This is a genomic window from Butyricimonas sp. RTP31003st1_G1_RTP31003_210430, assembly GCF_040920905.1.
Classification (GTDB): Bacteria; Bacteroidota; Bacteroidia; order Bacteroidales; family Marinifilaceae; genus Butyricimonas; species Butyricimonas paravirosa.
In genome coordinates this window covers 50,624-77,541 of record NZ_JBCOSQ010000003.1, presented here as the reverse complement: position 1 = coordinate 77,541, position 26,918 = coordinate 50,624, and the positions used below count along the sequence as shown (strand labels likewise).

General features: G+C 45.2%; 21 protein-coding genes and 1 pseudogene. 11 read left to right on the top strand and 11 right to left on the bottom strand.

What is annotated here, in order from left to right:
• Positions 1-80: 80 nt before the first annotated feature.
• On the bottom strand, positions 81-743 hold the full coding sequence (locus tag AB5542_RS01725; protein ID WP_368242968.1) for a lactate utilization protein: 663 nt from the start codon (positions 741-743) through the stop codon (positions 81-83).
• A gap of 206 nt (positions 744-949) precedes the next feature.
• On the opposite strand from AB5542_RS01725, the gene AB5542_RS01720 reads away from it, so the two are divergent.
• From AB5542_RS01720 to AB5542_RS01700, 5 genes and pseudogenes are all read left to right on the top strand, one after another.
• Entirely contained in the window at positions 950-2,008 is a 1,059-nt protein-coding gene (locus AB5542_RS01720; RefSeq protein ID WP_270544262.1) for a hypothetical protein, read from the top strand.
• Between the two features lie 140 nt (positions 2,009-2,148).
• Positions 2,149-3,161, top strand: a pseudogene (locus AB5542_RS01715) (virulence RhuM family protein).
• 82 nt (positions 3,162-3,243) lie between these two features.
• Entirely contained in the window at positions 3,244-4,377 is a 1,134-nt protein-coding gene (locus tag AB5542_RS01710; protein WP_279039465.1) for an OprO/OprP family phosphate-selective porin, read from the top strand.
• Positions 4,378-4,487: 110 nt separating this feature from the next.
• Positions 4,488-6,602 (top strand): type IA DNA topoisomerase, encoded by a 2,115-nt coding sequence (locus AB5542_RS01705; RefSeq protein ID WP_279039463.1) that lies wholly within the window; start codon positions 4,488-4,490, stop codon positions 6,600-6,602.
• 102 nt (positions 6,603-6,704) lie between these two features.
• Complete coding sequence (locus AB5542_RS01700; RefSeq protein ID WP_087422635.1) at positions 6,705-7,208, top strand: TlpA family protein disulfide reductase; 504 nt, start codon at positions 6,705-6,707, stop codon at positions 7,206-7,208.
• Positions 7,209-7,393: 185 nt separating this feature from the next.
• Here AB5542_RS01700 and AB5542_RS01695 read toward each other — a convergent pair whose 3' ends face one another.
• Positions 7,394-7,762: a YccF domain-containing protein gene (locus tag AB5542_RS01695; protein ID WP_087422634.1), complete on the bottom strand. Its 369-nt coding sequence runs from the start codon at positions 7,760-7,762 to the stop codon at positions 7,394-7,396.
• A 133-nt stretch (positions 7,763-7,895) separates the two neighbouring features.
• On the opposite strand from AB5542_RS01695, the gene AB5542_RS01690 reads away from it, so the two are divergent.
• The 3 genes from AB5542_RS01690 to AB5542_RS01680 all read left to right on the top strand — a co-directional run bounded on the left by AB5542_RS01690 (position 7,896) and on the right by AB5542_RS01680 (position 11,480).
• Positions 7,896-8,255 carry a thioredoxin family protein gene (locus AB5542_RS01690; RefSeq protein WP_229128374.1) on the top strand — a complete coding sequence of 120 codons (360 nt, stop codon included), beginning with the start codon at positions 7,896-7,898 and terminating at the stop codon, positions 8,253-8,255.
• Between the two features lie 133 nt (positions 8,256-8,388).
• Positions 8,389-10,044, top strand: a complete 1,656-nt coding sequence (locus AB5542_RS01685) for a SulP family inorganic anion transporter (RefSeq protein WP_087422632.1) — start codon at positions 8,389-8,391, stop codon at positions 10,042-10,044.
• Positions 10,045-10,064: 20 nt separating this feature from the next.
• On the top strand, positions 10,065-11,480 hold the full coding sequence (locus AB5542_RS01680; protein ID WP_087422631.1) for an amidophosphoribosyltransferase: 1,416 nt from the start codon (positions 10,065-10,067) through the stop codon (positions 11,478-11,480).
• A 130-nt stretch (positions 11,481-11,610) separates the two neighbouring features.
• Here AB5542_RS01680 and cydB read toward each other — a convergent pair whose 3' ends face one another.
• The 3 genes from cydB to AB5542_RS01665 are packed head-to-tail and all read right to left on the bottom strand — an operon-like array spanning position 11,611 to position 14,523.
• Complete coding sequence (gene cydB / locus AB5542_RS01675) at positions 11,611-12,729, bottom strand: cytochrome d ubiquinol oxidase subunit II (RefSeq protein ID WP_118305420.1); 1,119 nt, start codon at positions 12,727-12,729, stop codon at positions 11,611-11,613.
• Between the two features lie 29 nt (positions 12,730-12,758).
• On the bottom strand, positions 12,759-14,309 hold the full coding sequence (locus AB5542_RS01670; protein WP_279039458.1) for a cytochrome ubiquinol oxidase subunit I: 1,551 nt from the start codon (positions 14,307-14,309) through the stop codon (positions 12,759-12,761).
• Between the two features lie 4 nt (positions 14,310-14,313).
• On the bottom strand, positions 14,314-14,523 hold the full coding sequence (locus AB5542_RS01665) for a DUF4492 domain-containing protein (RefSeq protein ID WP_027201765.1): 210 nt from the start codon (positions 14,521-14,523) through the stop codon (positions 14,314-14,316).
• A gap of 206 nt (positions 14,524-14,729) precedes the next feature.
• Between AB5542_RS01665 and AB5542_RS01660 the strand changes: the two genes are divergently transcribed.
• Positions 14,730-15,851, top strand: coding sequence for an AI-2E family transporter (locus AB5542_RS01660; RefSeq protein ID WP_087422628.1), 1,122 nt, complete (start codon positions 14,730-14,732; stop codon positions 15,849-15,851).
• 41 nt (positions 15,852-15,892) lie between these two features.
• Here the strand turns inward: AB5542_RS01660 and ahpF are convergent, their stop codons facing one another.
• A complete protein-coding gene (ahpF, locus tag AB5542_RS01655; RefSeq protein WP_279039456.1) occupies positions 15,893-17,443 on the bottom strand; it encodes an alkyl hydroperoxide reductase subunit F in 1,551 nt (516 codons plus the stop codon).
• Between the two features lie 86 nt (positions 17,444-17,529).
• Positions 17,530-18,096: an alkyl hydroperoxide reductase subunit C gene (gene ahpC, locus AB5542_RS01650; protein ID WP_087422626.1), complete on the bottom strand. Its 567-nt coding sequence runs from the start codon at positions 18,094-18,096 to the stop codon at positions 17,530-17,532.
• Positions 18,097-18,558: 462 nt separating this feature from the next.
• Between ahpC and AB5542_RS01645 the strand changes: the two genes are divergently transcribed.
• Complete coding sequence (locus tag AB5542_RS01645; RefSeq protein ID WP_195425928.1) at positions 18,559-19,020, top strand: GNAT family N-acetyltransferase; 462 nt, start codon at positions 18,559-18,561, stop codon at positions 19,018-19,020.
• A 43-nt stretch (positions 19,021-19,063) separates the two neighbouring features.
• Here AB5542_RS01645 and mobV read toward each other — a convergent pair whose 3' ends face one another.
• The 4 genes from mobV to lon all read right to left on the bottom strand — a co-directional run bounded on the left by mobV (position 19,064) and on the right by lon (position 25,415).
• Positions 19,064-20,431 (bottom strand): MobV family relaxase, encoded by a 1,368-nt coding sequence (mobV, locus tag AB5542_RS01640; protein ID WP_288215282.1) that lies wholly within the window; start codon positions 20,429-20,431, stop codon positions 19,064-19,066.
• A 557-nt stretch (positions 20,432-20,988) separates the two neighbouring features.
• Positions 20,989-21,381, bottom strand: coding sequence for a hypothetical protein (locus AB5542_RS01635; RefSeq protein WP_340279510.1), 393 nt, complete (start codon positions 21,379-21,381; stop codon positions 20,989-20,991).
• A gap of 21 nt (positions 21,382-21,402) precedes the next feature.
• Positions 21,403-22,635: a site-specific integrase gene (locus AB5542_RS01630; protein WP_340279511.1), complete on the bottom strand. Its 1,233-nt coding sequence runs from the start codon at positions 22,633-22,635 to the stop codon at positions 21,403-21,405.
• Positions 22,636-23,000: 365 nt separating this feature from the next.
• Complete coding sequence (gene lon, locus AB5542_RS01625; RefSeq protein ID WP_279040486.1) at positions 23,001-25,415, bottom strand: endopeptidase La; 2,415 nt, start codon at positions 25,413-25,415, stop codon at positions 23,001-23,003.
• Between the two features lie 210 nt (positions 25,416-25,625).
• On the opposite strand from lon, the gene AB5542_RS01620 reads away from it, so the two are divergent.
• Positions 25,626-26,801: a GlmU family protein gene (locus tag AB5542_RS01620; RefSeq protein WP_279040484.1), complete on the top strand. Its 1,176-nt coding sequence runs from the start codon at positions 25,626-25,628 to the stop codon at positions 26,799-26,801.
• Positions 26,802-26,918 lie beyond the last annotated feature (117 nt).

The window sequence follows — 26,918 nt, the reverse complement described above, 5'->3', positions numbered from 1 at the left end:
TTTAGTCGAATTATGATTCGTGATTTTATTGTTCTTTACTAATTATGATTCGTGATTTGGGAATTTGTTTTTTTCAGCATTTATAAGCCTAATGATTCGTTGATAAGGATAATTTTGATCCGTTTTTGGGGGAGTGATTTTTCCGTGATGGTCCACGTGTTGCACAAGCGGTCGGAACTTTGACAATTCATGCAGGTCCTTGTCGTTTGGCAAGGGGTATGCAAGTGAGGGTGGCGGATGGCGTTGAGTGGGGCGGCTGTTGTGCGAATGCGCTCCATGGCTTGCTCGATGTTGTCCGTGATCTTGTTGGTGCCGATGAACAGGACGACATGTTCCGGCCCGAAGGTGATGCCCGCAACTCGGTTGCCAACCATGTCCACGTTGACGAGTTGCCCTTGGCGGGTGAGGGCGTTGGTCCCTGTGACGAATAAATCGGCGAGGAGGGCTTGGCGGCGCCAGTATGTTTTCTGGGCCCGGCTGTAACCGTCTTGAAAAGTCCGGATGAGAATACATTCCGGTCGTTGCTCGATCTCGGAAAGGATTCCTGTGGCTTTCATCGTTTCGGAGTCTCCCCATGAAATAGTGGTTGGTTTTATCTTGTCAAAAATTTCTTGGAAGAAAATATCTCTAGCCTCTTGCCGGTTGTTGGCGAAGTAAACTTCGAAATGGTTTCTTTCTAGAGCTTTTATGGTTTGATCGATAATTGCTTGTTCCATATTCCATAGTTTCTGTTCGAGGGGCAAAGATACAGATAAAAAATGAGAGAACGAGCCGGGTGGTTCAGAAAGCTACAAGTAAATGGCGGCTGTTGATGTATAAATAAATTGTTGTAAATATATCTATTGTTCTATGTTTTAGATTAATTTTGTGTGTAGGCGGGATGATTGTCCGGGGATACAGCTGTCCGAGATTTACCATCCGTGTGTGTACAATTCTAAAACGATATATTATGAGGAATAGATTACGATACACTATTTATGGTTTTATCTTGGCGTTTGTTTTATCGGCATGTGGAGGGCCGTTGGATAAATCGGTGACGGAGTCGTTGACTCCGGAAGAATCGGAAGAAGTTGGACAAAAGTTCCCCGATTTTGTTGGGGTTTACGAGCGATTTATTTTTCCCGAAGTTCGTAAATGGGATGATCATTCGCTTTACAAACAAAAGTTGAAAAAGCTTACTTACGGGGATTTCATGGAGTTTTATAATTTGGTGTATCACCATGATTGGAAGGAGCAATTAAGTCGTGAATGGGAAGAGAGATTTGACTTAGAGCGGATTACCCGTCAACTTGACGGGATGGTTGATTCTCTTATTACGTATTGGGATAATTACATAGCGGAAAACGCTCCTTCAACCTACGTGTCTGTCGAGTTGTTGGAGATAAAAAAGACGGTTTGGGATGATCCGGAGTGGAATATAAGAAAGTTGGATGCTACGGCCCAGCTAAAGGTGGTGCCATTGCGGGGAACGATTGATAAAATGTCCGGGGAGTTTACTTTGTACCGGACGGATAAAACTGATGCTGATACTTACACGTTGGCAGAACATCTCGGTTCCGGTAAGATCGAGATTGAAACTCCTTTTGATGTTCCGATTGTGGTTGAATGCAAACTCTCGGTTTCCAGTAGTTGGTTTGCTCCTTGGTATGATTATGTCTGTGATACTCCTGCCGATGTCCTGACAAGGAAATGTAAGCTCCACACGGGGCATCCGGAGTTGATGGTTAAAGGGAAGAAAGTTAATATATTGGATTTGTGGGATGCGAAACCTTTTTATCTGGAAAGATATAAGGATGCTAGGAGCAAGGGAGATACTTTTTCTTCGGACTACCAATTGTACCGGGAACAATTTATTAAGGAACATATAGACAAGGAGTATATGGATCGGTTGCCGTATATCGAGAAACGTGAACTTCAGATGTTGTACGAGCATAACCCGCTGGCATTCTCTCTCTTTTACTCGGATGCAACCACGCAAGAGCTTTTGATGGAATGGGGGTGGAAATAGTTGACGAGATCATTGAAAAGAGATTATTTTGTCGATGATCGTGTGGCTTTTAGGAATAATCAATATCTTTACATGAAGTATCAAGTTCGTGCCGTTGGCATGAAACTTTTAAAAGGGCTTAGAACCATGATAAAGTGCTTATGGAACCAAAGAATGAAATTATTATATACCAGTCACAGGATGGCTCGATAAAAGTCGACGTGTTATTCTCGGAAGAAACAGTTTGGCTGACACAGATGCAGATCGGGTCTCTGTTTGGAAAGGCTAAATCTACTATTAGCGAACATATTAAAAATATTTTTGAAGAAGGCGAATTGAATGAAAATATGGTTGTTCGGAAATTCCGAACAACCACTCAGCATGGTGCGATTGAAGATAAAACGCAGAGCCATGAGGTCAATTATTACAATCTGGATGTTATCATTTCGGTCGGTTACAGGGTGAAGTCTTTACAAGGTACGCAGTTTCGTATTTGGGCAACACAGCGTTTACGGGATTATATCATTAAGGGGTTTGCTTTAAACGATGAGCGCTTCAAGAGTGGGTCGTCCATGAATTATTTCCGGGAATTACTGGATCGGATTCGAGAGATCCGTTTATCGGAACGTTTATTTTATCAACAGATTAAAGATATTTATGCCACGAGTGTCGATTATGACCCGTCAGATGAAATGACCCTTGCCTTTTACAAGGAGGTACAAAATAAACTTCTTTGGGCAGTTAGCGGGAAGACTGCGGCGGAACTCGTTTACTACCGGGCAAATGCGTCTTTACCGCAAATGGGGTTGACGTCAACCTCCTTGCCGAACAAGGTTAGTAAAACAGATGTGGAAATTGGCAAAACTATTTGACGGAAGAAGAAATCGGGTTATTAAAATTAATCGTGGAGCAATTCCTTGCATACGCCGAGACGCAGGCCATGCAACACAAAGTGATGTATATGCGGGACTGGATTGAAAAGTTAAAACAGGTGCTGACCATGAATGATAAAAATATATTGGAACATGCCGGGTCGATTTCTCATAAACTCGCAATGCAAAAAGTTGCTGACGAATATGATAAATACAAGGTGGCACAAAAGCAGTTGGAGCATTTGGAGAGTATCAAAGAGCTGGAGCAGGATGTTCAGAAACTGCGTGAGGCTAAAAAATGAAGATAGTGAATTGTTGATTTTTTTGTATTTTTGCAGGGTATTCTAATTCTATACAATTAAATTAATCTTTAAACTATTGATGATGAGGCATACGCTATTGATTTTGATGCTATTGATTTGTGGAATGAGTGCTTCGGCGCAGTTGACGTTGAAGTCGGAGAAGGGAGATTTCGAGGCTCGTTTGATTGGTCGGGCGTTATTTGACGGGGGGGTATTTTTTAGTGATAAAACGTCTTTGGGAAATGCGGTTGAGGTATATGATGTCCGTATGGGGACGGTGATTCGTTTCTTGGAAAGGTGGACCGGGAAGATCGAGATGGGGTTTGCCAAGAGTAAGGTGTCGATGAAAGATATTTATATCGAGTATAATGACGGGAAGAATCTGTTCCGGGTGGGACATTATTTCGAACCGTTCAGTTTGGAGTACCGGATCGGGACGTCGGATATGAAGTTTAACGGGGCAGCAGTGACCGGGATTGCTTTCGGGGATCGGCGACGACTGGGAATCAGTTACACGTATAATTGCGACGTGCTGAACGTGTCGGGAGGAGTGTTCAGCGATAAAGATATTGACAACACGGAGAAAGGGGATGAGGGGTATGCGTTTTCGGGGAGAGTGTTGTTCCGTCCTTATTCAAAGGAGAAAAACGTGATTCATGTCGGAGTTTCTTCTCGGTTTGGCGTGCAGGGAGAGGCAGAAGAGAACACATTGACTTATTCGGCCGGGGCTCCCTCGAATTTGATTTCCGAGAAGTTTTTGAAGGCAGAGGTGACCGAGGCAATTAATGAATGGAAGTTCGGGGCCGAGGTGGTGATGGTGCTTGACAGGTGGTATTTCCAAAGTGAATACCTGATGGCTCACGTGAATCGTAAAGCGTCGGTCGAGAACTATACCGGAGACGGTTGGTATGCACAAGTGGGGTATGCCTTACTGAATGGTCGTTATGGTTATAATAAAACGAGTGGTATGGCCACGGCTCCGGGGGAGAAGAGCTTGGAAATCCTGTGTCGCTATAATATCACCAACATGAACGATAAAGATGCCAGAATTATGGGAGGGAAACAAAATGATTTCTCGATCGGGGGTATCTATTATTTCAACAAGTATGTGGCAGCGAAAATGAGTTATAGCTTGGTAAGTTTGGATAAACATACACCGATAGATGGGAAACAGACGTTTAGCATGATACAGGGGAGGATTCAGTTGAGCTTTTAAATAATTGAAAACAAATGGATGATGTGATTGTCGATTCAATGATTCGGTGATTAATAATCACTTAATTGGAAATCATTAAATCTCAGAATTTTTAAATCTAAAATTAATCGATGCGTGTTTGTATAGCGGAAAAGCCGAGTGTGGCGAAGGAGATAGCAGAGGTTCTGGGAGCCAAAGTACGTCGGAATGGTTATTTCGAGGGGAATGACTATTGTGTGACGTGGACATTCGGGCATCTTTGTTCGTTACAGGAACCGCACGAGTACACGGAAAAGTGGAGGCAGTGGAATTTAAGTATGTTGCCGATGATTCCGTCCTCGTTCCGGATCAAGTTGATTGATGATGAGGGGATCAAACGGCAGTTTGCCATTATAGAAGAGTTGTTCAACCGGGCGGAGATGGTGATTAATTGCGGTGATGCGGGGCAGGAAGGGGAGTTGATCCAGCGCTGGGTGCTTACGAAGGCAAAGTGCAAGGCTCCGGTGATGCGGTTATGGATTTCTTCGTTGACGGAAGAGGCGATCCGGGACGGGTTTGCCAAGTTGATGTCGTCGAAGGATTTTGACACGCTATACGCTGCCGGGTCAGCCCGGGCGATCGGGGACTGGCTGTTGGGGATGAATGCCACGAGAGCTTACACGTTGCGCTACGGGAACGGGAAGAACGTGTTGTCGATCGGGCGGGTACAGACCCCGACGTTGGCTCTGATTGTCGATCGGCAGAAAGCGATAGAACAGTTCAAACCGGAAACTTATTGGGAGGTACGGACGGATTACCGGGGAGGTTGGTTCTCTTACACGAAAGGACGTTTCACGGTAAAGGAAGAGGCAGAGGCTTTCATGCAGGAGATTCTACCTTTGGAGTTGGAAATCAAGAGTGTGGAGCGCAAAAAGGCCATGGAACACCCTCCGAAATTGTTCGATTTGACGTTGTTGCAGGTGGAGTGTAACCGGAAGTTTGCTTTCTCGGCGGATACGACTTTGAAAATCATCCAGTCGTTGTACGAGAAAAAGTTGACAACTTATCCCCGTGTAGATACGAATTTCTTACCGAATGATATATATCCCAAAGTCCCCGGGATTTTGAAGGGGCTGAAACCATACGTCACGTTGATCGACCCGATTATTAACGGGAGTAAAATACGCAAGTCTCCGAAGGTGTTCAACGACAAAAAAATCACGGATCACCATGCTATTATCCCGACAGGAGTTTTCAGCTATGATATGACCCCGGATGAAAAGCGGGTGTATGATTTGGTGGCCCGACGGTTTATTGCGGTGTTCTATCCGGATTGCGAGATCGCGAACACGACGGTTATGGCACAGGTCGGGGTGAACGAGTTCAAGGCGACCGGAAAACAGATTATTGACCCGGCTTGGCGGGTAGTATTTCCTGCGGCATCGAACAAACAGAGTGATGAGAACGTGTTGCCCGTGTATGAAGTCGGGGAGAAGGGACCGCACACGCCCGAATTGCAGGAGAAGGAAACGCAGCCACCGAAGTATTACACGGAGGCGGATTTGTTGCGGGCGATGGAGACTGCCGGAAAACAGGTGGAAGACGAGGAACTCAGGGATCTGATGAAGGAGAATGGGATCGGACGTCCGTCTACCCGGGCGGGGATTATCGAGACGTTATTGAAAAGAGGGTATATTCGGAAGGATAAAAAGCGGTTGGTGGCAACAGCCACGGGTGTTGAACTGATTGATACGATTCAGAATGACCTGTTGAAGTCGGCCGAGTTGACCGGGCAATGGGAGAAGAAATTGCGGATGATCGAGGAGGGGACTTATAACGTGTCGGATTTTATGGAGGAGTTGAAGGTGATGGTGAACGAACTGGTACACGTGGTGAAGTGTTCGCCCCGGAAAGCGATCACCGTAGAGGTGGCAGAAGAGGCGAAAAAAGAAACGGCCACGAAAGAGAAAGCCCCGAAAAAGGAAAAAGCTCCCGCGGACCCCGTCGTGTTGAAATGTCCGAAATGCGGAAACGGTGAGATTATCAAGGGACGGGCGGCCTGGGGGTGTAGCCTGTATAGGAAATCGTGTGACTTTATTATTCCTATGGAATTTTTTGGGAAAAAATTAACACAGAAGCAAGTCGAGGCTTTGGTGTTGAAAGGTAAAACAGGGTCGCTGAATGGCTTTAAAAATGAGGACGGTAGTACGTTTAGCGGAGTCCTGCGTCTGGACGATAACTTCCGGGTGATCGTGGATAAAAAATAGGGGGTTGTATTAAATCTATCTTAAAACCTTTTTTACGTGATATAGGTCTGAGTTTTAATCCTTAGCTTTGTGTTACAATAAAAAAATAAACAAAGAAAAGCTATGAGATTAAAGCATTATTTATCCTGTATGTTGATCTTGTTGTCATTTGTTACGGTGAATGCACAAGAGAAAAAAGAGTTAAAAGAAGGAGATCAAGCTCCTACGTTTAAGTATTTGGATATTAACGGTAAGGAAGTATCCTTGAGTGATTTGAAGGGTAAGTATGTTTACATTGATATATGGGCTACGTGGTGCGGACCTTGCACGGGAGAACTTCCTCATTTGAAGGAGTTGGAGAAGAAAATGCACGGTAAGAAGATCGTGTTCGTGAGTATCTCTTGCGACAAGGATAAAGCTGCATGGGAGAAAATGGTGAAAGAGAAAGGATTAGAAGGAGTTCAGTTGCATAATGGCGGAGACCGGGCATTCATGGACGCTTTCGGGGTGAAGTATATTCCTCGTTTTATTCTTTTGGACAAAGAGGGTAAGGTGGTGAACGCGAACATGACTCGTCCTTCAAATGCAGAAACCGAGAAAACGCTGAAGGCGTTGAAGGGAATTTAGGAATTTTAGATTTATGATTGACGATTTATAATTAAAAGATCAGCTTTGTGCGGTTGGAATCTAAAATCATAAATCGTAAATCGAGAATCAATTAATGGGAGATCACTGAATTTTTAGTTTGGCTTTGGACAATTGTTTAGAGCTTTTTATCAGACGAGCGGGCCTTAGGGATGGGGCCCGCTTTTTTATAGAACGTCGTGACCGAAGGGGGTGATGGCTAAGCGGGCTAGTTTGAAATGTTGCATACCGAAGGGGATACCGATGATGGTGATGCAGAAGATTACCCCGAAAAGGAGATGGGACAGGAATATCCATACTCCCCCTATGAAGAACCAGATGACATTCATGAGGAAGGAAAGACAACCGCTACTTTGCGGGATGTCTACCACTTGGCTGCCGAAAGGCCAGAGGGCCAGCACTCCGAGTTTTAGGGTTTGTATTCCGAAAGGTATTCCGATGATCGTGATAAACAAGCCGATACTGGATACAAAGTATTCTAGTGCGATGAAGAAACCGCCGAACAGGACCCAGATGATATTTCCAAGAATTTTCATGTGTTATCGTGTTTTATAATGATTTTCCAAAGATACGATAAAGAATGCAATTGGGGAACAGGGTTGGGAAAGAACTTGTAACTTGTTGTGGGAATAGTGCGTATGATTCATGTACTTATTAATTTGTAACAATATGACTATGATCGAGCATTTGACAAAGGATAGTTTTAAGCGGAAAGTGTTTGACTATCAGAATGAGAGGATGTACAGATTTGAGGGGGAGCGTCCGGTTGTGATAGATTTCTACACGAACTGGTGTGTCCCATGTAAGACCATAGCCCCGATCCTGGAAGAGTTGCAGCGGGAGTACGAGGGGAAAGTTGATATTTACAAGGTGGATAGCGATATGGAGAAGGAGTTGGTAAAGGCCTTCAACGTGCGGAGCATCCCGACCTTGATGTTTGTTCCGGTGGAAGGCCAGCCGCAAGTGGGATGCGGGGCTGTGTCCAAAGGGGAATTGAAACATTTCTTTAGCCAGGTATTTCATATTTGACATGGAGATAATTTCGTGATTTACAGGAAATAATCTTGTGAATGGCGGGATTATTAATTTCTATTAATTTCGGAGCCTTGAATTTGAAATTAATATATACCTTTGTGCGTTTTAAAATTAAGGGTATAATAGTATGGAAAAGGTGTTTAGTCCGAAATTATTCGGATTAATTAAAGACGGTTCGGTAAAGAAGAATTTATCGAAAGATATTCTTGCCGGAATCGTGGTAGGTATCGTGGCCTTACCGTTGGCAATCGCTTTTGCCGTGGCCTCGGGTGTTTCTCCTGAAAAGGGAATTATAACGGCTATCGTGGCCGGATTTCTCATTTCATTCTTTGGTGGTAGCCGGGTACAGATCGGTGGCCCCACGGGAGCTTTTATCGTTATTGTCTACGGGATTGTAAATGATTATGGTCTGGACGGGATGATTATTTCAACGATATTTGCCGGGGTGATCATGATCGGGTTCGGTATGCTGCGGTTGGGGACGTTACTGAAGTTTATTCCTCACCCGTTGATTGTCGGTTTTACTTCCGGTATCGCCTTGACGATTTTCTCCACGCAAATATCGAATGCACTGGGACTGACACTGACGGACGTGCCGGGGAGTTTTATTGGTAAATGGGGTGCTTATTTCGGGGGAATAGATACCGTGAACTGGTATGCCGTGGGAATCACGATCGTGACCGTGTTGATTGCGGTGTATATGCCGAAGATTACAAGTAAGGTGCCGGGTTCGTTCGTGGCTATATTGGTGGTGACGCCTATCGTGGTATTCCTTTTGCCGGAAGGTGCGGTGACGACGATCGGTTCCGAGTTCGGGGAGATTAAATGTAATTTGACCCCGGTGTTCCCGTCAATCGAGTGGGGACAGTTGTCTCATTACTTGCAGCCTGCTATGACGATTGCCATTTTGGGAGCTATTGAGTCCTTGCTGTCGGCGGTAGTTGCCGATGGTATGATCAGCGGGCATCATCGTTCGAATACAGAGTTGATAGCCCAGGGGATTGCTAATATTGCCTCACCTTTGTTTGGTGGTATTCCTGCCACGGGAGCCATTGCCCGTACGGCAACCAACGTGAAGAACGGGGGACGTACTCCGATTGCCGGTATCACGCATGCCGTGGTGCTATTGCTGATCATGTTGTTCTTCGGGAAATGGGCGTCCTTGATTCCGATGTCATGTCTGGCGGGAATCCTGATTGTGGTGTCTTATAACATGAGTGAATGGCGGTCATTCCGTTCTATCCTGCGGGCATCGATGTCCGATGTGGTGATTTTGCTGGTGACGTTCTTCCTGACCGTGCTAGTCGATCTGACCGTGGCGATTGAAATCGGGGTTGTGTTGGCTGCCCTGTTATTTATGAAACGTATGGCGGATAACGCCCCGAAAGAGATTATCGGAGCCACAAATATGGATAGTGATGTGCTTGAAAATTACAAGAATCTGCCGAAAGGTTTGGGTATATACGAGGTTAGCGGGCCATTTTTCTTCGGGTCGGCAAAGACATATTGTGAAACAATTCGTAACTTGGGCGTGAATTACGAAGTCTTGATTATTCGTATGCGTCATGTGCCTTTCGTGGATTCTACCGGGTTGAAGAACCTAAAAGAGACGATTCTTCAATTAAAGAACGAGGGTACGTATATCGTTTTGTCAGGGGTGAGTGAACCGGTGAAAAAGGATTTGTTAAAGGGGGGAATCGGTGAGCTTGTCGGGGTTGAGAATATTTATCCGAAATTCGATTTGGCTTTACAGGCCGCGAAAGAGAAGATTGAAGAGAAATAATTACAAAAAGATATTGAAGTATGAGCGGATTTTTTGGCTGTGTATCTCGTAAAGATTGTGTTGCTGACGTGTTTTATGGCACGGATTACCATTCTCATCTGGGGACGAAACGTGCGGGATTGGCTTTTTATAACGGGGCGGATTTTAATCGCTCCATCCATAGCTTGGAGAGTGCCTATTTTCGGAATAAGTTTGAACCGGAACTGGATCGTTTCGCCGGGTCTAACTTGGGAATCGGGGTGATCAGTGATATGGAATCCCAGCCCATCACGGTGACCTCGCATTTAGGACGGTTCGCTGTCGTGGTGGTCGGACGTTTGGCTAACTTGGACGAGATTGTAGATGAGTTTCTGAAGGAACGAAAGCATTTTGCCGAATTGTCGAGTTCGACGGTGAACCCGACAGAGGCGGTGGCCATGTTGATTAATGCCGGGAATACGTTTAAGGAGGGAATCGAGAACGTGTATAACAAGGTCAAGGGGTCTTGCTCCTTTTTGATCCTGACGGAGACGGGGATTTATGCGGCTCGGGATAAATATGGTCGTACGCCGATTATTCTGGGAAAAAATGAGCATGGTTATGTAGTGGCCAGCGAAAGTTCTTCGTTCACGAATCTGGGATACACGATTGTGCGGGATATTCAGCCGCGGGAGGCTTTGCAGATTACCCGGGATGGGATCACGCAAGTGACGACCCCGGGATGCAAGAAACAGATTTGTTCTTTTTTGTGGGTATATTACGGTTACCCTTCTTCATATTACGAGGGGATTAACGTGGAAGATGCTCGTTATCGTTGTGGAGCGGCTATTGCCGAACGGGATGACGTGAAGGTGGATTACGTGGCGGGAATACCCGATTCGGGAGTCGGCCATGCGATTGGTTACTCGAATGCCCGTTGCTTGCCGTACAAGCGTCCGTTCGTGAAGTACACTCCGACATGGCCCCGTAGTTTTATGCCGCAAAATCAGGCGATGCGGGATCTGGTGGCCAAGATGAAATTGTTGCCTAACGAGGCATTTACGCGGGATGCCCGGATTCTGTTCCTGGATGATTCAATCGTGCGGGGAACCCAGTTGAAGGATAACGTGGTGAAATTGAAAGAATGTGGGGTAAAAGAGGTGCATATGCGGATTGCTTGTCCGCCTCTGGTTTATCCTTGTGCGTTCTTGAATTTCTCCTCTTCCCGTTCTAATTTTGACTTGTTTACCCGTCGGGTGATCCGGGATTTGGAAGGTACCTCCGATTTGACGGAAGAGATATTGAAACCATATACCGATCCCGATTCGGAGAAGTACAAGAAGATGCTGGACGTGATGGCTCAACATTTACAGTTGGATTCATTAAAGTTCCAACGTCTGGAAGATATTGTGAAGGCAATTGGATTGCCGAAAGAGGAGCTTTGTACTCATTGTTGGGACAATTCTTCTTATATGTAAAAAAGGGCTGGAAACAGCCCTTTTTTACATATAAGAAGAAAGATAAAAGTTAAAAAATAAAAGGTAAAAGTGGAAAATGTTTCCCGGCTTTCATCTTTTATTTTTTAACTTTTATCTTTTAGTTTTTATCTTAATACGCGTGGTGGTCGTCTTTCACATCCTGTATGTCAATTTGTTTTTTGTTGAGAGCCCGCCAAGCGTAGAATATATAGGCCAGCACGATCGGTGAGGCCAGTGACACGTATGCCATGGTTTTCAACGTGTAGAGGGAGGACGAGGCATTGTAAATGGTCAATGACGAATTGAGATCCGTGTATGACGGGTAGAATGCCGTGTTATTGAATCCTGCCACGATAAACAAGGCGATTACAGCCAAGACGATTCCGATTCCGGAAAACCAAATCCCTTTTCTCCAGTGGGGTTTCAAGATGGATTGGATGATTCCGAATAAAACTCCGACAACACCGATCAATAAAATAAGCGTGTTCAAAGGCATTTCCAGCAGGTTGTGAAAATATTTGTACGGGACGAGCTGGATGCTCTTGTCTTCCATGATTGCGTAACCTTTGCCTAATAATATGATGGCTAGGAAGGCGAGTAGGAATACCACGAACGGAATGGAGTTGTATAATACTTGTTTTTTACTTCTCTCATAGATCACGTCGTGTTTGATGTTATTCATAAAATAGAGAGAGGCTAATGTACGGGCCAAGAAGAAAATGGCTAGACCCAGACAGAGGTTTGCGACATTGAACAACACCTCGATTCCTCTCCAGGGACTCATCCAGGTAACATCATTCATTTCCCCCAGTTTAAACGGGTTGCCCGTGAAGAAAGAGCCGACAACGGCACCGATACAGATGGTGCCGATGACCCCGTTAATGATCAGGAATATGTTGTATGTTTTTTCCCCGAGCAGGTTCCCGGCTTTCCGGCGATACTCGTAGGAAACGGCCTGCATCACGAAACAGAACAATACAACCATCCAAGCGAGGTAAGCTCCCCCGAAACTGGTTGAATAGAATAGCGGGAAACTGGCAAAAAATGCACCCCCGAACACGACTAATGTTGTGAACGTGAATTCCCACTTACGTCCTAAACTGTTGACCAACAGATTGCGTTCATCGTCAGTCTTGGCAATGGTATATAATAGTGTTTGTCCTCCTTGTACGAACAACAGGAATACGAGCAATCCGCCAAGTAATGATATTAAAATCCACCAATAATGTTGAAGAAATTCCATATTCATTTGCGATTTATGATTTATGATTTTAGATTTTAATGATTTTCCGGTCCTTTTTTTATCTGGTGGAACATAATTTTCAGTTCTGCAATTAGCAGGACGGTGAAAAGTATGGCAAACATCCAGAATGTGGTCATTACCCAGTCGGACGCTATTTTGGTAACGGCGACATTCGTGGGCATCAGATCCTGTACGACCCAAGGTTGGCGACCAACTTCAGCCACGATCCAACCGCATTGGGAGGCGATGTAAGCCAAGGGAACGCAGACAAGAGCCAAGTAGGGAATGAGTTTGAATTTCTCGAATTTTCTCTTCTTTGCATACCACAGGGAAAGAATGAATAGAAGTGTGAATAACATACCCAGACCGACCATGATTCGAAAACTGAAGAATATGAGCGGCACGTGAGGTATGGCGTCATACGGGGATGACAAGTAGCCGTACCCGAAGTCGGAATAGTTGGCTTTAAAGACTTGCAACGTGCTGTCGGCAAGGGGATGGTTTTCGTCCTTGACGGCTTGCTTATATGTTTTCAAGGCATCGATGGCGGTGCGGCCGTTAGCCATACGTTGTTCCAAAGAGGGATAGGTGATACCTTCTTGTGAGGTGTAACCATCTAAAATATTTTGAATACCGGGAATATAGGCGTTGAAATCATGATACCCCAAGAAGGAAAGCATTTTAGGAACATGTATTGCGTATTCCATTTTTTTCATCTTGGGAGTCGGTAATGACGGATCGTTTGTCGGAATACCGATTACGGTGAATTCTACCCCATTACCACCCTCGTTCAGGCCCTCCATGGCGGCGAATTTCATGGGTTGTGTCTTGGTTACATCCTGCGCGCTGGAGTCTCCCGTGTACATGGTGAGCAGAATACTGATTAACCCGAACACGGAGGCAAGCATGATACTCTTACGAGCGAATTCAAGATTCCTTTTCTTCAGGATAAACCATGAACTCACTCCTACCACGAAACAGGCCGAGAGCGTGTAGGCCGAAGTTACCGTGTGGGTAAATTTACTGATTGCGGTGGGAGAGAAGAGAATTGCCCAAAAATCATCCATTTCATTTCTGGCCGTCAGCGGGTTGAATTCCATGCCGACGGGATTCTGCATCCAAGCATTGGCAACCAGAATCCATAGTGCAGAAATGTTTGCCCCGACAAATACCATCCAGGTTGAAACCAGATGGAAGCGTTTGCTTACTTTATTCCAGCCAAAAAACATGACAGCCACGAAGGTGGATTCTAAGAAGAATGCTATAATTCCTTCAATGGCCAGCGGGGCGCCGAAAATATCTCCCACGAACCAAGAGTAGTTTGACCAGTTTGTTCCGAACTGGAATTCCAGAATTAACCCGGTAGCCACGCCGATGGCAAAGTTAATACCGAACAGTTTCATCCAGAATTTAGTGGCATTCAGCCAACTTTGATCACCCGTTTTTACCCACATAGTTTCCATGATGGCGAGCATCAGGGCCAATCCCAAGGTCAGGGGTACAAACATGTAATGGTAGATTGCTGTCATGGCAAATTGCCATCGTGACCACTCCACCAGAGTGGTTGTTGTCAGATCAAGAAGCATAATATTAAGGTTTTGTTGTTAATTCTTCAAAAACATGATTACTTTTCTCCTCGGCACTATCGTAGTGGGAGTTCAAGTAATTGGGCATTAACCAAAGTTTAAAGACTAAAAACATGATACATAGCTTAATAATGATAATAAGCCAAAGAGTTCTTCCCCACCGGGGCATATTCCTGAATCCGTCGTAATATAGATCCCAAGCTTTTCTTAGCATACACGACTTTATTTTGTTATTTATCCATTAAAGAACGTAATCAAAGATAAAAATGTTTTCTTGATTTCCATGTTTTTTTCGCATAAATAATACCTATGTACTTATAGAGTAAATTTATTTATCTATTTTTGGGCTAGGAAATGTGTAACGTCAAGTTGCTTTTGTCGTAAACGGAGAGTTGTTTGTTACATTGTAAAGATTGAATTATGAATAATATAGGAAAATATTGTCTGGGAGGGTTCGCTTTGGCGGTTGTGGGATTTTTGTGTTGGTATTTTTCTTCCATAATAGCTTATATCTTGATTGCCGTGATCATCTCTTTTTTGGGACGACCGGTGATGAATTGTTTGGAGCGCTTGGAAATTAAGGGGTATCATATACCGGGAGGTTTGCGAGCCGCGATAGCTTTGATTTGTATTTGGGTTGTATTTATCCTTTTCTTTTACACGGTGATCCCGTTAGTGAGCCAAGAATTTCAGTCGTTGAGTGATATTAGTATCACGAATATCGTGAACAAGCTGGAAGATCCTTTGGCCGATTTGGAGCAGGGATTGAAACGGTTTGGAATTCTTGAATCGGATCAGGACGTGAAGGAATATATCGTGACGAACTTGAAGTCGGTGGTGGATGTCACGCAGATTCAAAATATATTCGGTTCTTTGGCGGGTACGATCAGTAGTATTTTTATAGCCTTGTTTTCCGTGACGTTTATGGCATTCTTTTTCTTGAAGGATAGCAAGTTATTTTACCGGATGTTGTTGACCATCGTGCCGACACGTTACGGGGAAGGCGTGGGGAATGCGCTGGATTCGATTCAAAAATTACTGATGCGTTATTTTATCGGGATTACCTTCGAGGTGCTGATCGTGATGGGTTTGAATATACTGGGATTGACGATCGTGGGTCTACCGTTTAATAATGCGGTGTTGATTGGTTTGATCACGGGGATTACGAATGTAATTCCTTACATCGGGCCTCTGATCGGGGCGGCTTTCGGATTGTCTGTTGGGATCGCGACGAATGTGGATGTCGATTTCTACACGGTGGTATTTCCCTTGTTGATATACATGAGTATCGTTTTCATTATTACCCAGTTGATTGATAACGTGGTGTTACAGCCTCTGATTTACGGGAATAGTGTTCACGCTCACCCGATGGAGATCTTTTTGGTGATACTGATTGCGGGAAATCTGGCGGGTATACCGGGAATGATCTTGGCGATACCGGGGTATACGGTTTTGCGGGTAATATTGAGAGAATTCTTTAATAAGTATAAACTGGTAAAGTCATTGACCAAAGGCCTGGAAGATGAAAATAAAAAAAACTAGAAGTGTGGTTAACTTCTAGTTTTTAACTTTTATCTTTTAGTTCAAATCACCCCTCGCATCCGATCCTCAAAAGCAGAAAGTGCGGCTTTTGCTCCTTCTCCCATGGCGATGATGATTTGTTTGTAGGGTACGGTGGAGACATCTCCTGCGGCATAGATTCCCGGAATATTTGTGCGGCAATGCGTGTCGATGGCGATTTCTCCCATTCGATTCGTGTCAACTACATCCCGGAAAACGCCGCTATTAGGCATTAAACCGATCTGAACGAAAATTCCGTCCAATTCAATGGTACGAACCTCTTCGGTAGTCCGGTCTTTTACCTGGATGCCTGTTACCTTATCCCCGTTGCCGATAACTTCAAGTGTTTGCGAATTGACAAAGACTTCCACGTTGGGTAAGCTTTTTAGTTTTTCCTGTAACACTTGATCGGCCTTTAAATTGTCCAAAAATTCCAATACGGTAACTTTTGAACATATTCCTGCCAAATCAATGGCAGCTTCTATCCCTGAATTGCCCCCTCCTACAACTGCAACGTGTTTGCCTTTGTAGAATGGCCCGTCACAATGCGGGCAGAACGCGACGCCTCTACCGATATACTCGGCCTCACCTGATACGTTCAGTTTTCTCCAACTGGCTCCGGTAGCTACGATAACAGCCGGTGCGGAGAATTTCTCCCCGGTAGCCGTGGAAAGTATTTTTTGTTTGTCCTCTAATGCTATTTTTTCAATCTGCCGATGTTCCAGCAGGTCAATCGGGTAACATTGTAAATGTGTCCGTAAATTGTCTGCCAATTGATTACCTGTTGTTTCCGGTACGGAAATCAGGTTTTCAATTCCCACGGTCTCTTTGACTTGTCCCCCGATACGTTCCGCTATGATGGCCACGTTCAAACCCTTACGTGCGGAGTAAATGGCGGCTGCCGATCCTGCCGGTCCTCCTCCTAGAACGATGACATCATAACTTTTTTCTTTTACCTCTAACGTGTTTTCTTCTATTCCGTATTGAGCCTCAAGTTTGTTTAATAATTCACCGAATTCCCCTCTTCCGACATGGATGAGTTTTCCATCCGCAAACACGGAAGGTACTCCTTGTATCTTTAATTTTTCTACTTCATCTTGGTAGATTGCCCCGTCGACCATTTCGTGATGGATTTGCGGGTTTAAAGTTGCCATGGCATTCAGTGCTTGTATGACATCCGGACAGTTGGTACAAGTTAAAGATACGTAGGTTGTCAGGTGTATAGGACCTTTCAATGCTTTCACCCGGTTGCAGATGGTCTCATCCGGAAAATTCTTCCCTTTCCCGTCTGCATTCATGATGGCAAGCAGGAGGGAGGTGAACTCGTGTCCGTTGGGGACTCCCCGGAATTTGATGCCTGTGGGTTCTCCGTTTTTCAGTAAAGAGAACTCCAGTTCTTTTCCCTCTTTAATCTGGCAAGATATTTTATCTGAACATTCTGCCACGTCAGCCAACATTTCCGTTAATTCCTGCCGACTTTCGTGGTGAGGAGCCACGGCGATGTCCAACGTGTATTGAGCCTCTAAAACGGCGAAAATATTTTTAAGTTGATCTTTCAAAGAGGTATCTAGCATATAAATGAAGTTTAGAGGTTAAAGGGTAAAAATTAGAGTTTAGAATGGTTTTCACTTTAAATTCTAAACTCTAAACTTTGAACTATTTAAATTTTACCAACCAAATCAATGCTCGGTTTCAGTGTGTTTGCACCTTTTTTCCATTTTGCAGGGCAAACTTCGTTCGGGTGTTCTGCCACGAATTGAGCAGCTTCAACTTTCCGAAGTAATTCGTCAGCGTTACGTCCGATGTTGTTGTCGTGGATTTCTGCAATTTTAATCTTTCCTTCCGGGTTTACCACGAATGTTCCGCGATAAGCCATCCCGTCTTCCTCGATCATCACGCCGAAGGCACGGCTCAATACTCCGGTCGGGTCAGCCAACATCGGGTATTTGATTTTACGGATACTTTCAGAAGCATCATGCCATGCTTTGTGTACGAAATGAGAATCCGTGCTTACAGAGTAAACTTCTACTCCCATTGCTTTGAATTGTTCGTATTTCTCTGCCACGTCAACTAATTCGGTCGGGCAAACAAAAGTAAAGTCTGCGGGATAGAAAAAGAAAATTGCCCACTTGCCTTTTACGTCTTCGCTACTTACTGTTTTGAACTCTCCGTTGTGAAATGCCTGAACTTTGAATTCAGGAAGTTGTGAATTGATAATTGGTTCCATTGTTTTTTATTTTTATAATTGATTCTTGTTTTTATTTTCTCGATACAAAAATATATCATTTATTTTTATTAAAACAAGAAATTTGATTGAATTATTCTATGTATGGATAGGCAAAACTAATAAGTAAAAGTAATTGCTTGATTATTAGAATGAATCGCTTTTTACTTTTCTCATAGCTCCGAATATGATTGGGAGGGTTATTGATTGAATATTTTAGACTATCTATTTTAGATTTTTATAGGTTCGACTTAACCGATTGAAAGATAAACTTTTAGCGAATTATTTGAGGAATAGAGGTAACGATTTAGCAACCGTGCGAATTTCAGCGTTTTGCGTTGCTATGCTGTCAAATAACTCTTTCTAAATGCAAAGGTAATACTATTTTTTCAATAAGCAATATTTTGATTTCTTATTAGCCTCTAAATTTGCTATCTTTGCTTTCCGAAATCAAATGAAAGTCCTATGATACAAGATAATTCAATTGTTGTTAGAGAATATTTGATGACAGATAAAGAAGCTGTCATGAATTTAATCAAATTAAATACACCCGATTTCTTTGCAGAAGAGGAAACCAATGATTTGAGCAATTATTTGGATAAAGAAATAGAGCTTTATTATGTCTTGCTCGTTGATGGGAAAGTGGTCGGATGCGGTGGGATAAATTTTGCAGAAAAAAGAACCATTGGAAAAATAAGTTGGGATATTATACATCCAGACTATCAAGGCAAATCATTGGGTAGAAAACTTTTAATGTATAGAATTGAAGTTTTAAAAGCTATTCCCGGTATCAAAAAAATAATAGTCCGAACCTCGCAATTAGCATATAAGTTTTATGAAAAGCAAGGATTTACACTGAATGAAATCAAACGAAATTATTGGGCTGACGGTTTTGATATGTATAGTATGCAATATAACGAATTATAACTGTAAGATATTAGGGATAAGGGCAAACCCATCCCTAATATTTCTACAACTTCATCCCTCTGCCTTTTCTTTGCGGCTGTATAGGGCGGTGTATGCTCTGCCTTAGCTTGTCGAACTGCTCCTTGAACCACTCGGCAATGGGCTTTCGGTCGATGGCAAGAACCAATTTCGTCCCGTCCGTGGGGTCTTTCATCACTTGAACCCCAGCCTTTTCGGTCTTGAATTTCCGTCCGTGTTCCTCCGAGTAAAGTTCCCCTGCATACTCCAACGGCTTCCCCTTGACGAGCGTTGCCGTCTGCCCGTCGCTGAACCCGACAAGGCGGCAGAGGTTTTCGATACGGAGCATTTCACGGAAATAAGGAAACCATGCCGCCGCCCTTGCGATTACCGTTTTCAGAAACGATATTTCCTGCTTGTGCCTCGCTTCCTTGTCCGCTATCTCCCTGCGGTGTTTCTGCTGTATCTCAGCTATTTGTCGGCTGTGGTCGGTCTGCATGGTCTGTATTCGGGCTTGCAGGGCTTCGATGGCTTCCCCGTGCGTGGCTACCTCCCTGTGCAGGGCGGCGTTCTCCCTCTCCAGCGTCTTGACCTTGTTACTGCCGAAAAGAGAACCGACGCTCTCGGCGATGTTGGCGGCTGCGGTCGTGGCTGCCCCTTTCAGCTTCTCGGTCTGTATCTCTTTTTTCGCCCGTTTGAGTTCCTCCCGTGCCGTTTCTTTTTGACGCTGCAAATCCACCACCTCCGCTTTGAGGCTGTCGGCGAGTTTCTTCGTTTCATTGTAATACTGCTGCGTGGACTTGTGCCGTGCCTTTGAACCGTCTATGCCCCTTTGCAGCCCGTATTTCGCCATCGCCTCGGCGTAGGTGTCTTGGTAGGACTTTAATTTCAATCGTGTCATAATATCGTCGGCACACAGCCTCACGGTGTCGGTCGGCTTCTTGCGGTATCGCTTCTTCGCCTGCTCCTCCCTTTTCCTGCGCTTGCGCTCTCCCTTGACGATGGGGACGAGCGTAACGTGTATGTGCGGCGTTTCCTCGTCCCGATGCAGGTGCGCCGCCACGATGTTCTCCTTTCCGAACGTGTCGGCGAGGTATTTCATATTGTCGGCGCACCACTCGTCCAAACGCCCTTCCCTTTCGATGCGTTCCATGTCCTCGTGCGTTCCCGACACGTTGATTCGGATTGCCCGTACTTGGTTGTTTCCGATTTTGCGTGTCAGCCCCGCTTCTTCCAGTCTTCTCCGGATAGCCGCCGAACGGTCTTTTATCCCGTCGGGGTAGGCAACGAGTTTTCGGTTCAGGTGCGTCCGTGTGGGGTCTGCGTTCTTCGGGATGATGAAACGCTCTATGTGGGCGGTCGTTCCGCTGTCGGAACCGTGCGCCTTTTCCATGTGCAATACTACGAATCCCATATATATTCCTTTCTTTTTTAGCTTGTGAAACAATAAACTTGACTATCTTTGAGGGCGGCAAAATGCCGTCCTCAACGGGGTGTGCAGAGGGGCTTGCCCCTTGCCTTATTGGGGAATTTTCAGCGATACGGAGTATTGCGGCTCGGAAAATTCCCTAATAAGCTACGGTATTTTCTCCGTAAATACCCTGCGGCGTGTCGGCGGTCTTTCTGTGGTGGCTCTCCCTGCCGCCTGCTTACCCGTATAACCCCACCTTATTATTTCCCCTTTCGGTCGGTGGTGGGCGGCGGGGCGGTCGTTTCCGTTTTCAAAGGCTTCTTTGCTCGGGGCGGTCGGATGCAAGGTTTAGGGGAAAAATACTACCCGAAGCATGAGGGTGGAGATTGTTCCCCTAACGGCGTAGCCGCCCGACCTTGCAGCCGACGGAAAGCCCCGTGCTTGCTTCGCCTTTGTAAACGGGAATGACTGCTCCGCTTTCCTGCGGTCGGGAAACAGCCCCTTTCCGTCCGTGCGACGGTATGACCGTATTACGAACTGATACCCCGACCGACAGACCGTTACGCCATCCATCGGCGGCTCGGCTCGGTGTCGGCAACGACAGACACGATAACCGTCGTTTTCTCTTTTAGCCGGTGCGTTATCCGCTCCAACAACACTTTGCGTACTTTCGCCGCCCCGAACGATTCGATACGGAAAGCAAGGGCGGCTATCGTTTCGAGGTCGTAAACCTCTATGCTGCTTCTGTCCGATAGGTGGACAAGGCGTTCGATGCCGTACTCTTTCAATACCCCGCTCTTGCAGAGTGCCTTTATCCCTGCCCGAACCGTCGGGGCGATAACCCCGAACAATTCGCAGATTTCCCACTCGGTCATGGCGGTTGCGCCTATGTCGGTCGGCAGGGAGATATTGCCGTATTCATCTATCGTGATGATGTTCCTTTCTTCTTTCATCGGTATGCAGTTTTAAGGTGACTAAATGGCTCGGCAGATGTTCTTCTCCATCTCCTCTAACTTGTGCGACAAGGTTTCCATGTCTTGGCTTATCTTCTGGGCGGTGATTTTGGCGTATATCTGCGTGGTCTTGATGTTCGTGTGCCCCAATAGGCGGCTCACCGTTTCGATGGGTACGCCGTGCGACAGAAGTACGGTCGTGGCGTTCGTGTGGCGGGCTACATGATAGGTTAGCCGCACCTTGAAGCCGCATTGTCTGCCTATATCTTTGAGTATCTTGTTGCAACTGCCGTTGCTCGGAACGGGAAAAACATGACCGTCCCTTGCAAGTCCCTTGTATTTCTCGATGATACGTTTGGGAACGTCCAAAAGGCGAATATTCGATTCTGTATTGGTTTTCTTCCGTCGGGTGATTATCCATAGGTTGCCGTCGAAGAATGTTTGCAGGCGGTCGGCGGTGAGGTTCTTCACGTCCGAATACGCCAAACCCGTGAACACGGAAAAGACGAACAAGTCCCGTATAAGTTCATGGTAGGTATTCTTCATCGGTGCGTCCATGAGCGTCTGTATCTCCTTTTGGGTAAGGTAGCCCCTATCCACGCTTTCGGGAGAGTTGATGTACCCTGCAAAGGGGTTGAACGGCAGACGCCCGTCGTTCCTCGCTATGGAAACGATGTGTTTCAACACAATCATGTAGCCCCACACGGTATTGGTGCGGCATTTCTTCTCCGTGCGCAGGAAATACTCGAAGTCGTTGATGAACGTGAGGTTGAGTTCCTTTAGCGGAATGTCCTCACGCTTGTAGGTATGGGGCAGAAACTCTCGAATGTGGTTGCAGACCGTCCGATAACGGGTGAATGTCCCCTGCGCCCTGCTGTGCCCGACCTTTTTGGCGAACTCGGCGTTGTGCTGCTCGAACAGCTTCAGCAAGGTTTCCTGCTTGACGCCGATACCGAGATAGGCGTCTTTGAGCTTGGCGGCGGTAACATACCCGTCCGTCTGCATCAGTTCTTGGTAGCGGCGGTTTACCTCCACACGGATTTTATCCACCGCGAGGTTGATTCTCTGCGCTTCGACACTCTTGCCCGAAGCACGGTTGTTTTTCACATCCCACAACCGCAGGGGAACGTCCATCTTGCAACTGAACTGTTTAATCTCTCCGTCCACCGTAAGGCGGCACATCAGTGGCAGGTTGCTGTTGGGCTTTTCGCTGCCTTTCTTCACGTAAAATAAGACCTTGAATGTACTTCGCATAACTCACTCCTTTTTTTGGTTACAAAATTAGTTTATAGTGAGTTACCGACAGCTATGCAAATCGCCGCAAAACGCAGTAAAAGAACCTTTTAGCAAGAAATCTACACCCGTTACGGGGGTAATGAGGTGGTAACTGAACTTCTGCACCGTTTGGCTTAGAGGTGGCATTCCGTTGGCTCTGCCCAATAGAAAAACGAAGCGTAACGAACGCTCTTTCAGCTAATTCGCTACGCTTTGCTCAAATTTACAATTCCGCTATGTGTTTATTTTAGATAGTGTCATCATGTGAGGGGGGAAAAAAACGAAGTGCATCTTAAAAACGAAATTTGATTTTTAAGATGCACTTCAAAATGGGTAGATTCCTTTTAGATCAAGGCAATGTCCAATACTTCCCGAATGTGGTCAACGAAATGGAATTTAATGCCTTTGACGTATTCTTTTTTAATCTCGTCAATGTCTTTTTTGTTTTCCCGGCAAAGGATGATTTCTTTGATTCCGGCACGTTTGGCAGCTAGGATTTTCTCCCGGATGCCACCCACGGGGAGAACTTTACCTCTCAACGTGATTTCTCCGGTCATGGCGAGGGCTTTCTTTACCTTTCTTCCGGTTAGCGATGAGGCTAACGAGGTGACCATGGTGATACCAGCCGAGGGACCATCCTTCGGTACGGCACCTGCCGGCACGTGAATGTGGATGTTGTGTTCTTCCACGGCTGAGGGCTGGATGCCTAGTTCTTCGGCATGCGATTTAATGTATTCTAATGCCAAGGTGGCAGACTCTTTCATCACATCACCGAGGCTCCCTGTCATGGTTAGGACGCCTTTGCCCTTGCTGATACTTGATTCCACGTAAAGAATTTCACCGCCCACGGCTGTCCATGCCAAACCGGTAACCACTCCGGGTAATTCGTTACCTTGGTATTCTTCCCGGGTAAAGATAGGGGTACCTAGGTATTCTTCCACGGTTGTTTTTGTCGGTTTAATCGTGAAAGACGAGTCCAGAGCCACGTTCTTTGCCACTTGACGCATGATCTTTGCCAAAGTCTTATCCAATCCCCGTACTCCCGATTCTCGGGTGTATTTGTCAATGATGAAATTTAATATATCATCCGTGAACTCGATTTGTTCTGCTTTTAACCCGTGATTCACCAGTTGTTTGGGGATCAGGTGCCGTTTGGCAATCTCTATTTTTTCTTCCATGAGATAACCACTTACTTCGATCATTTCCATACGATCCCTTAGTGGGGCGGCGATTGTTGAAATGTCGTTTGCCGTGGCGATAAACATGACTTTCGATAAATCATAGTCAATATCCAGGTAGTTATCGTGGAAGGTCGTGTTCTGTTCCGGATCAAGAACCTCCAACAGGGCAGACTGTGGGTCACCCCGGAAATCCTGACCGACTTTATCGATTTCATCGAGTATAAATACCGGGTTTGACGTGCCGGCTTTCTTGATACTTTGAATGATTCGTCCGGGCATGGCTCCAATATAGGTACGACGGTGTCCCCGGATCTCGGATTCATCGTGTAAACCACCCAATGACATACGTACAAACTCCCGGTTAAGTGCCCGTGCAACAGATTTTCCTAAAGAGGTTTTGCCGACTCCCGGGGGGCCGTACAGGCACAGGATCGGGGATTTCATATCTCCTTTCAGTTTCAGTACGGCGAGGTATTCGAGAATTCTCTCTTTCACCTTATCCAGTCCGTAATGATCGGCATCCAGTATCTCAGAGGCTTTCTTCAAGTCGAAATTGTCCTCGGAATAGTGTTCCCAGGGTAGCTCGGTCAATTCTTTCACGTAATTGAATTGCACGGAATAGTCCGGGGTGGAGGGATTTTGGCGTTTTAGTTTTTGAAGTTCTTTTTCAAAAATTTCCTGTACGTTCTTTCCCCACTTCTTCTTTTGGGCTGCCTCTTCCAGTTCTTGAAGATCTTCATCCACCGGGTTAGCTCCCAGTTCGTTCTGAATAGTCTTCATCTGCTGGTGGAGTAGGTATTCCCGTTGCTGTTTATCCAAATCGACTTTCACTTTCTTCTGGATATCCTCTTTGAGTTCCAGTATTTTGACCTGTTTGCCCAAAAGTTCCAGTAATTTAGTTGCCCGTTCTTTCAAGATGTCAATTTCCAGTAATTCCTGTTTATTCCGGTAGTCAATATCCGTGTTCGAAGAAATGAAATTGATCAGGAATAACATGCTCTCGATGTTTTTCAAGGCGAATCCTGCCTCGTTCGGGATGTTGCTGGAGTATTTTACAATCTTCAAGGCCATGTCTTTTAAAGCCTCTCCGATAGCATTATACTCTTGGTCTTCTTCCGTGATCGTGTCCTCTTGTTTAACAATGATTTTTCCCACGTGATAGGGTTCATCGTACAGGATATCATCAAGTTCAAATCTCTTTTTCCCTTGTATGATAGCCGTCGTTGTTCCATCCGGCATTTCCAATATCTTCAAGACGGTGGCAACTGTGCCTATCGTGTATAGGTCTTCCAGTTTGGGATTTTCCGTGTTGGTGTCTCTCTGGGCTATAACACCGAAGGGTACGCTGCTTTTATACACGTACCGGATGAGTTTCAGTGACTTTTCCCTACCAATATTTATAGGAATTATGACGCCGGGAAACAGAACCGTGTTCCGTAGCGGTAAAATTGGCAGAGTGTCAGGAATATCCGTGTGGTCGTTGAGCATCTCCTTCTCGTCTCCTAGGATGGATAAATAATCTTGATTATCGTCCGCCAAGTTTTCTTGTAAAATATCTTTTAAATCTATTTTATTCATTATGATCTCCTTATCTCTATTGTTTTAAACTTTTCCACATTTGGTTTATTTCCGGTTTTCCCGTGGTTAGCCTTGTTTCAAAAAACTGACATTTTGACAAAAAGGCGCTGAAAAATAAACCACTACATAATAGGACAATTCCTATGCCAAAGATTTTTTTTGTGAAATATGATGCATTTGTTACTTTTGTGTGCAAATATAAAACACACAATGAAAATAATTTTGTTTGATGATAAAAGTTGGGGTACTTTAAGGCCCTTGACTTTTACTCGTCCGATTTCTGAATTGAGGGTTGGAATTCTCACGATCCGGGAAAAGTGGGAAAAGCGGTTTGGGGATAAGGTTGCATATCTGACCAAAGATTACCTTCAGGAAAAGTTCCCGTTGTCTGTGGAAGACGATAATTTGCTTATCAATAGTTCGGTATGTCCGAATGAAGAATTGATGCAGGAAATCAAGTCTTTGCAGGCTGGAGAGATGTTATTACAGGGTGATTGTCTGATCGCCGTGCGAATGGGTAAACAGGACGTTGCAGCCTTTGATCCGGTGACGATACCCGATTTTACACGTAAAGAATACACGGGAGTGTTTACCCGTGTTGTTTATCCTTATCATTTGTTTTCTCTGAATGCCCGAGAGCTGGAGGTCGATTTTCGATTGATCACGGAAGGGCGTGAGAGTGTCCCGTTGAATAGTTGCGTGCAGGTGTATGGAGTGCATCCCGTTTTCGTCGAAGAGGGGGCTGTTGTACGTTGTGCGGTAATTAACACGGAGGGTGGTCCGGTGTATATCGGTAAAGATGCCGAGATTATGGAAGGTGTTTTGGTGCGGGGACCATTGGCCATGTGTGAGCATTCGGTGCTGACGATGGGAGCCAAGGTGTACGGGGCAACGACTCTCGGGCCGTATTGCAAATGTGGGGGAGAGGTCAATAACGTCGTGATGATTGGCTATTCGAATAAGGCGCATGATGGTTTTCTCGGGAATTCCGTGCTGGGCGAATGGTGTAACATTGGTGCCGGGACGAATAATTCTAATCTGAAGAACACTTACGTGGAGGTGAAGTTGTGGGATTACGAGACTAAGCATTTCCGTCGGACCGGACTTCAATTTTGTGGTCTGATCATGGGTGACCATGCAAAACTGGGTATTTCCACCATGATTAACACCGGAACGGTGATCGGTGTGGGAACCAATATTTTCGGTTCGGATTTTCCTCGGAATTTTGTTCCTTCTTTCTCATGGGGTGGAGCCAGTGGGTTTACGGAGCATAAAATGAATCAGTTCGTTTCCACGGCTGAGGCTGTCATGAAACGCCGGAACAAGACGTTTGATGATGTTGATCGCCGGATTATTGAGCATGTTTTTGCCGATCCGGAACGATAAAAATAGGTAAGTTATAGGTTAAGGATTACATTTTTAACCTGTAACTTGCAGAACCGAAGGTTCAACCTGCAACTTGTAACCATACAAAAAGAGGAGATTCTTAGAATCTCCTCTTTT

Excerpts from the sequence above, each read along its gene's own strand:
- AB5542_RS01645 (WP_195425928.1), top strand. The coding sequence starts at position 18,559 with ATGATACAAGATAATTCAATTGTTGTTAGAGAATATTTGATGACAGAT.
- AB5542_RS01720 (WP_270544262.1), top strand. The coding sequence starts at position 950 with ATGAGGAATAGATTACGATACACTATTTATGGTTTTATCTTGGCGTTT.
- AB5542_RS01665 (WP_027201765.1), bottom strand. The coding sequence starts at position 14,523 with ATGCTAAGAAAAGCTTGGGATCTATATTACGACGGATTCAGGAATATG.
- AB5542_RS01620 (WP_279040484.1), top strand. The coding sequence starts at position 25,626 with ATGAAAATAATTTTGTTTGATGATAAAAGTTGGGGTACTTTAAGGCCC.
- AB5542_RS01685 (WP_087422632.1), top strand. The coding sequence starts at position 8,389 with ATGGAAAAGGTGTTTAGTCCGAAATTATTCGGATTAATTAAAGACGGT.
- AB5542_RS01695 (WP_087422634.1), bottom strand. The coding sequence starts at position 7,762 with ATGAAAATTCTTGGAAATATCATCTGGGTCCTGTTCGGCGGTTTCTTC.
- AB5542_RS01690 (WP_229128374.1), top strand. The coding sequence starts at position 7,896 with ATGACTATGATCGAGCATTTGACAAAGGATAGTTTTAAGCGGAAAGTG.
- AB5542_RS01670 (WP_279039458.1), bottom strand. The coding sequence starts at position 14,309 with ATGCTTCTTGATCTGACAACAACCACTCTGGTGGAGTGGTCACGATGG.
- AB5542_RS01705 (WP_279039463.1), top strand. The coding sequence starts at position 4,488 with ATGCGTGTTTGTATAGCGGAAAAGCCGAGTGTGGCGAAGGAGATAGCA.
- lon (WP_279040486.1), bottom strand. The coding sequence starts at position 25,415 with ATGAATAAAATAGATTTAAAAGATATTTTACAAGAAAACTTGGCGGAC.
- AB5542_RS01700 (WP_087422635.1), top strand. The coding sequence starts at position 6,705 with ATGAGATTAAAGCATTATTTATCCTGTATGTTGATCTTGTTGTCATTT.
- mobV (WP_288215282.1), bottom strand. The coding sequence starts at position 20,431 with ATGGGATTCGTAGTATTGCACATGGAAAAGGCGCACGGTTCCGACAGC.
- AB5542_RS01710 (WP_279039465.1), top strand. The coding sequence starts at position 3,244 with ATGAGGCATACGCTATTGATTTTGATGCTATTGATTTGTGGAATGAGT.
- ahpF (WP_279039456.1), bottom strand. The coding sequence starts at position 17,443 with ATGCTAGATACCTCTTTGAAAGATCAACTTAAAAATATTTTCGCCGTT.
- AB5542_RS01635 (WP_340279510.1), bottom strand. The coding sequence starts at position 21,381 with ATGAAAGAAGAAAGGAACATCATCACGATAGATGAATACGGCAATATC.
- ahpC (WP_087422626.1), bottom strand. The coding sequence starts at position 18,096 with ATGGAACCAATTATCAATTCACAACTTCCTGAATTCAAAGTTCAGGCA.
- AB5542_RS01630 (WP_340279511.1), bottom strand. The coding sequence starts at position 22,635 with ATGCGAAGTACATTCAAGGTCTTATTTTACGTGAAGAAAGGCAGCGAA.
- AB5542_RS01680 (WP_087422631.1), top strand. The coding sequence starts at position 10,065 with ATGAGCGGATTTTTTGGCTGTGTATCTCGTAAAGATTGTGTTGCTGAC.
- cydB (WP_118305420.1), bottom strand. The coding sequence starts at position 12,729 with ATGAATATGGAATTTCTTCAACATTATTGGTGGATTTTAATATCATTA.
- AB5542_RS01660 (WP_087422628.1), top strand. The coding sequence starts at position 14,730 with ATGAATAATATAGGAAAATATTGTCTGGGAGGGTTCGCTTTGGCGGTT.